Raw genomic sequence first — 5,872 nt, 5'->3', positions numbered from 1 at the left:
AGATCGAGCAGGATCAGGTCGACATCGGAATCCTGCTCGAGCAGCGAGGTCAGATCCTCGAACGATCCCGCTTCATCGATCCTTGCCGAGGTCACGACGCTCGCGACCGCCTGCCGCAAGGCATCGCGAAACAGCGGATGGTCGTCGGCAATGACGAGACGGGTGCTAGCGATGGCAGTCATTTACTTCTTGCATGAGGGTTGCGACAAACCCGTGACCGCATTTTTTGGGCCTGCCAAGCTAATTTTTCCTGTAGCATCAATTGTCCTCTGATGAGCGGTGGCATGCAAGCATACAATAATGCCACGCAGCAACGCGGTTAATCCGCACGATTTGTGCGTCGCAATACGTCCGGCGCAGCGCCCCGGGGTTGGACGAGCGACTGCGTCCGTAATGTCACCGTCTCAGACATAGAAGTGTGAAGGGCCAAAAGTCTTATTGGGAGAGGTTTCACGCGGATGTTACCTTAGCACGAGGCCCTTAAGCTAATCCGGCTCAGTTCGGCGGGTGGGGCGAACCTTGCATCAACGATCTCGGGGAGCGAATCAAAATGTCCACAATGGCTGCAACATCGGTAAGAACCGGCGGAATGACGAAGGACGAACGGTTCGTCATTCTCGCTTCGTCGCTCGGTACCGTCTTCGAATGGTATGACTTCTATCTTTACGGATCGCTCGCCCCGATCATCGGCGCGCAGTTCTTCTCGGCCTATCCGCCGGCAACGCGCGACATCTTCGCGCTGCTCGCCTTCGCCGCCGGCTTCCTGGTGCGCCCGTTCGGCGCCATCGTGTTCGGACGCATCGGCGACATCGTCGGACGCAAATACACCTTCCTCGTCACCATCCTGATCATGGGTCTGTCGACCTTCATCGTCGGCCTGCTGCCCAACGCTGCGACCATCGGCTTTGCCGCCCCGGTCATCCTGATCGCGTTACGTCTGGCGCAGGGTCTGGCGCTCGGCGGTGAATATGGCGGAGCCGCCACCTATGTGGCCGAGCATTCGCCGCAGGGCAAACGCGGCTATTACACCTCGTTCATTCAGACCACGGCCACGCTTGGCCTGTTCCTGTCGCTGCTGGTGATTCTGTTCACCCGCACGGCACTCGGCGAGCCTGAATTCGCCGCCTGGGGCTGGCGCGTTCCGTTCCTGGTGTCGGTCGCCCTGCTGGCGGTCTCGGTCTGGATCCGGCTGCGCCTCAATGAGTCGCCGGTGTTCCAGAAGATGAAGGACGAGGGCAAGAGCTCGAAGGCTCCGCTGACTGAAGCCTTCGCCAACTGGAGCAACGCCAAAATCGTCATCCTCGCGCTGCTCGGCGGCACCATGGGTCAGGGCGTGGTCTGGTACACCGGCCAGTTCTACGCGCTGTTCTTCATGCAATCGATCCTGAAGGTCGACGGCTACACCGCCAATCTCCTGATCGCGTGGTCACTGCTGCTCGGCACCGGCTTCTTCGTCGTGTTCGGCGCGCTGTCCGACAAGATCGGCCGCAAGCCGATCATCCTGGCGGGCTGCCTGATCGCGGCACTGACCTTCTTCCCGATCTTCCGGATGATCACGTCCAACGCCAACCCGGCGCTGGAAAAGGCCATCGAAGGAACCAAGGTCGAGGTCGTCTCCGATCCCGCACTCTGCGGCGATCTGTTCAACCCGGTCGGCACCCGCGTGTTCTCGTCGCCCTGCGATACCGCCCGTGCCTTCCTGGCCCAGTCGTCGGTGAAATATTCGACCGCGTATGGCCCCGCGGGCTCAGGCGTGAAGGTGATGGTGAGCGGCAAGGAAGTGCCCTACACCGACGCGAAGGCCGGTAACCCCGCGGTTGCCGCGGCCGTGGCCGCGGCCGGCTATCCCAAGGCGGGCGACGCCGGAATCGTGAAGATGTCGAACCCGTTCGATATCTTCCGTCCGCAGGTTGCGGCGATCATCGGGCTGCTGTTCATCCTGGTGATCTTCGTCACCATGGTGTACGGCCCAATCGCGGCGATGCTGGTCGAACTGTTCCCGACCAAGATCCGCTACACCTCGATGTCGCTGCCCTACCACATCGGCAATGGCTGGTTCGGCGGATTGTTGCCCGCCACCGCGTTTGCGATCGTGGCCTCGACCGGCGACATCTACGCGGGCCTATGGTATCCGATCATCTTCGCGTCGATCACCGCGGTCGTCGGCTTCTTCTTCCTGCCGGAAACCAAGGACGTCGATATCAAGACGAACTAGGAAGCATGCCGGCGGCGGCGATCGCCCCGACAAGACTGACGCAAAGCCGGCCGCGGATCGCTCCGCGGCCGGTTTTGTTTTAGTGAATCGCACCGACAAACTGCAGCACGATCTCCCGGCGATGCGCCCGCGCGCGGTGCTCGATCAGGTAGATCGCCTGCCACGTTCCGAGCGCGAGCTCGCTCTTCAGAACGGGAACATGCAGCGAGGTCGCCGTCAGCATGGTCTTGACATGCGCAGGCATGTCGTCGGGACCCTCGGTGTCGTGGCGCCATCCGGCGTCCTCGGGCGCGAGGCGACCGAGCGCCGTCGTCAAATCGACCAGCACCGTCGGATCGGCGTTCTCCTGGATCGTCAGCGACGCCGAGGTGTGACGGATGAACAGCGTCACCCCGCCTTCTTTCGCACCGGAATCTCTTGCAAACTTTGCGACCTCGGCGGTGAGATCGGTAAAGCCGCGTCCGGACGTTTGAACCGTCAATAGCGAGGAGACGATGGTGGTGGCGGCAACCGTCGAGGGCGCGGTTCGGGATACTGATTTGGGTGAAGTCACAAGTAATCTCTCCACACGTCGTCGCTGCGAAAGCAGCGACCCATACTCCGCGGTCTCTCGATTTTGCGCAGACGAAGCTGATACCTTCATGAAATCAACAGCAGTGATTATGGGTCCCCTGCTTTCGCAGCGACGACCAGAAACTCAAATCTTGCCGCTGACATCCTTCTGCATCCGGTTGGCGATCTCGACCAGCCGCCGCCACGCCTGCTCCAGAAACGACATCATACGATCCATGTCGCGGTCGCTGGGCAGCGGGATTTCGATCTTGCGCTCGCTCTCGGCGACCTTGGGCTCGGGCTTCTTCATCGAATCCGACTTCGGCAGCGGCTCGTCGATCTTGCCTGACACGGTCGGTTCGCGCGCCGCCATCTGCGCTTTCAGCCGTTCGTTCTCGGCCTGCAGCCGGCCGATTTCCGCATCGAGGGCCGCGCGTTCGTCGGGCACCGCATAGCAGGCCCAGCCCGTGCCGCTGTTGCCGCAGGTGGAAACGTCACCGGTCCTGGTGTCGAGCTTGATCACGCCGTCAGTGACCGGCGACAGCACATAGCGGCCGTTCTCGCTATCGGGCATCGGCTCTGCACGCGTGCCGCCAATTCCGGCGAGGCAGAGCAGCAGGACCGCGGCGGCGGTAGAAAATCTCGAGGGCGACGTCGCTGTCATCATGGGAGTACTCCGCCTCAAAACCGATCGAGCTTTCCCTGATCCTACACCTGCGAACGGTACGGTGCGCGGCCTGATTTCAACGCGTCCGCGAGCAATTCGATCCGATCCTGTCCCCAAAATACCTCGCCGTCGAGCACATAGCCCGGCGAACCGAACACGTCGGCGGCCAGCGCGTCCTGGCGGTTCTTCTCGTAGGCCGCGCTGATTTCCTCGGATCCCGAGCGCTCGACAAGTTGCTTGCAGGGAAGTCCGGATTCGTCGGCCAGTTTGGTCAAAATCGCGGGGTCGGTCATCTTGAGCTGGTCCTCCCACACCGCCTGGAATGCCCGCCGCATGAATGGCTCGGGATCGAGCCCGGCTTCGATCGCCGCGATCACCACACCGTCGGCCAGCCGCGCGTTGAACGGCCAATTCTCCGGCTGAAGATGGAAGTTCAAGCCGCGCCTGTCGCGCCAGCGCTGCAACTCTACCATGCGATAGCGCTGCCGCACCGGGTGACGCTTCAGCAGCGGCAGGCCGCCAGTCTCCGAGAACAGATCGACCAGCACGACCGGCTTGTAGTTCACCTTGAGGCCGTAGGTTTTCGCGACCTCCTGGAACACCTTGTGTCCGATATAGGCCCAGGGGGATTGAAACGAGAAATAGTAGTCGAGCTGGCGCGGCATGCGGGTTCCCGGGATCCGATTGATCGCGGCCATCCCAACAGACCCGCCAGAACGATGCAAGATCGATGACCGCGCGGTGATTTGGGCGAAATCGGGAGAATCATTCCGTATGAGCAGAGAGGCGCGAAGCGGGCAGCGGCTCGCCCGACCCCTGAAATACGTTTCGGTTGAGTGCGGCCAGGATCGCGGTCGAAAGACCGGAGCCTGCCCGTGAAAATTTGCCGATCGCCCTTTGCGCTATTGCGGTGCGGCGTCCGGGTTAAGACCGGCTCCCCACAATTGGCGTAAATAACGCCAAATCAATGGGTTATATGGTTATGCCGTAATCTTGACTTGCATAGATGCGGTCAGTATGGTCCGCGCGGCTTTTGAGGGTGACGGGCGTCATTTCCATCAACGCAAGCTTCATTTCGGGTCTCCACAGCATGGCTGAAGGCACGGATGGCGGCGAAAATGGAAGTCGAGATCAATCGTCCTCCGACGAAGCTGCGCTTTCCGCAAGGCTCGGAAGTCTGGATCACCGGTTGTCCAAAATTCAGGACAGCCGAAAAATCGGGACTGACCAGTCCGGAACTGAGCAGGACACGGCTCAGGCCAGGGCATCCGCCATGGCCGTTGGGCTGCGCCTCTCCTCCGAACTGGTTGCGGGTGTCCTTGTCGGAGCGGCTCTCGGCTGGGGTTTCGATCGCTTGCTGTCGACTTCGCCCTGGGGCCTCATCGTATTCTTGCTGCTTGGCTTTATCGCCGGCGTGATCAATGTGATGCGGGCGGCGGGCGTGATGGCGAAGCAGTCCGAACGGCTCTGACGCGGGCATTTCGAAGCGCAAACTGAACGTTCGACACGATCCGCGAGAGATCGCGAAACCGATAGACTGAGAAACGAATGGCCGCCGATCCAATTCATCAGTTCCAGATCACCAAGCTCTTCACGATCGGTCACATCGGCGGACAGGAAATCGCGTTCACCAATTCATCGGCCTACATGTTCGGTGCGGTGGCGCTCATCTCGCTATTGATGATCGGCGGCTCCGCCGGGCGGCAGCTCGTTCCCGGCCGCATCCAGTCGATGGCTGAACTGAGCTACGAATTCGTCGCAAACACCATCAGAAGCACGGCCGGCTCGGAAGGCATGAAGTTCTTCCCGCTGGTATTCTCGCTGTTCATGTTCATCATGGTTTCGAACCTCGTCGGGATCATTCCCTACACCTTCACGATTTCGAGCCATCTGATCGTCACCGCAGCGCTGGCGCTCTTGGTGTTCTTCACCGTGCTGTTTTATGGCCTCTACAAGAACGGCCTGAAGTTCTTCAAAATATTCGTGCCGTCGGGTGTTCCGATCTACATCCTGCCGCTGGTGGTGTTCATCGAGATCATATCGTTCTTCCTGAGGCCCGTTTCGCATTCGGTGCGACTTTTCGCGAACATGCTCGCGGGCCACATCGCGTTGAAAGTGTTCGCGAGCTTCGTCGCCATGCTCGGCGCCCTGGGAATTCTCGGCTGGGCCGGCGCCGTGTTGCCGCTCGGGCTGACCATGGCGCTGACCGCGCTCGAACTCTTGGTCGCGTTCCTTCAGGCTTACGTTTTCGCCATCCTCACCTGCATCTATCTCAACGATGCTATCCATCCGGGCCACTGATCCGGCCTCTCTACCAAACCTCAAGAAGGAGTTCGTTCCATGGATCCGATTGCCGCGAAGTACATTGGCGCTGGTATTGCCTGCATTGGCATGGGTGGCGCCGGCGCAGGCGTGGGCATCATCTTCGGCAACTATCT

At 60.7% G+C, this 5,872-nt stretch carries 6 protein-coding genes and 2 pseudogenes; 4 read left to right on the top strand and 4 right to left on the bottom strand.

Features of this window, described 5'->3' with window-relative positions:
- A pseudogene (locus QZ213_RS23365) lies at nucleotides 1–182 on the bottom strand (DNA-binding response regulator); the annotation flags it as partial.
- 368 nt (nucleotides 183–550) lie between these two features.
- Between QZ213_RS23365 and QZ213_RS23360 the strand changes: the two are divergent.
- Nucleotides 551–2,215 (top strand): MFS transporter, encoded by a 1,665-nt coding sequence (locus QZ213_RS23360; protein WP_291688447.1) that lies wholly within the window; start codon nucleotides 551–553, stop codon nucleotides 2,213–2,215.
- A 79-nt stretch (nucleotides 2,216–2,294) separates the two neighbouring features.
- Here QZ213_RS23360 and QZ213_RS23355 read toward each other — a convergent pair whose 3' ends face one another.
- The 3 genes from QZ213_RS23355 to QZ213_RS23345 form a co-directional block, all read right to left on the bottom strand.
- Nucleotides 2,295–2,768, bottom strand: a complete 474-nt coding sequence (locus QZ213_RS23355; RefSeq protein ID WP_291688446.1) for a secondary thiamine-phosphate synthase enzyme YjbQ — start codon at nucleotides 2,766–2,768, stop codon at nucleotides 2,295–2,297.
- A 144-nt stretch (nucleotides 2,769–2,912) separates the two neighbouring features.
- Nucleotides 2,913–3,434, bottom strand: coding sequence for a hypothetical protein (locus QZ213_RS23350; protein ID WP_291688445.1), 522 nt, complete (start codon nucleotides 3,432–3,434; stop codon nucleotides 2,913–2,915).
- Nucleotides 3,435–3,475: 41 nt separating this feature from the next.
- The gene (locus QZ213_RS23345; protein WP_291688444.1) at nucleotides 3,476–4,099 is read right to left on the bottom strand and encodes a 2-hydroxychromene-2-carboxylate isomerase; all 624 of its coding nucleotides are present in this window, start codon (nucleotides 4,097–4,099) and stop codon (nucleotides 3,476–3,478) included.
- A 425-nt stretch (nucleotides 4,100–4,524) separates the two neighbouring features.
- On the opposite strand from QZ213_RS23345, the gene QZ213_RS23340 reads away from it, so the two are divergent.
- From QZ213_RS23340 to QZ213_RS23330, 3 genes and pseudogenes are all read left to right on the top strand, one after another.
- The gene (locus tag QZ213_RS23340; RefSeq protein WP_291688448.1) at nucleotides 4,525–4,905 is read left to right on the top strand and encodes an AtpZ/AtpI family protein; all 381 of its coding nucleotides are present in this window, start codon (nucleotides 4,525–4,527) and stop codon (nucleotides 4,903–4,905) included.
- A gap of 77 nt (nucleotides 4,906–4,982) precedes the next feature.
- Complete coding sequence (locus tag QZ213_RS23335) at nucleotides 4,983–5,735, top strand: F0F1 ATP synthase subunit A (protein ID WP_291688443.1); 753 nt, start codon at nucleotides 4,983–4,985, stop codon at nucleotides 5,733–5,735.
- 39 nt (nucleotides 5,736–5,774) lie between these two features.
- A pseudogene (locus tag QZ213_RS23330) lies at nucleotides 5,775–5,872 on the top strand (ATP F0F1 synthase subunit C); the annotation flags it as partial.

This window comes from Bradyrhizobium sp., assembly GCF_017881085.1.
Classification (GTDB): domain Bacteria; phylum Pseudomonadota; class Alphaproteobacteria; order Rhizobiales; family Xanthobacteraceae; genus Bradyrhizobium.
This window is presented reverse-complemented; position numbering and strand designations above follow the sequence as displayed.

Coding starts and splice junctions, on each gene's coding strand:
- QZ213_RS23360 (WP_291688447.1), top strand. CDS start 551: ATGTCCACAATGGCTGCAACATCGGTAAGAACCGGCGGAATGACGAAG.
- QZ213_RS23350 (WP_291688445.1), bottom strand. CDS start 3,434: ATGATGACAGCGACGTCGCCCTCGAGATTTTCTACCGCCGCCGCGGTC.
- QZ213_RS23345 (WP_291688444.1), bottom strand. CDS start 4,099: ATGCCGCGCCAGCTCGACTACTATTTCTCGTTTCAATCCCCCTGGGCC.
- QZ213_RS23340 (WP_291688448.1), top strand. CDS start 4,525: ATGGCTGAAGGCACGGATGGCGGCGAAAATGGAAGTCGAGATCAATCG.
- QZ213_RS23335 (WP_291688443.1), top strand. CDS start 4,983: ATGGCCGCCGATCCAATTCATCAGTTCCAGATCACCAAGCTCTTCACG.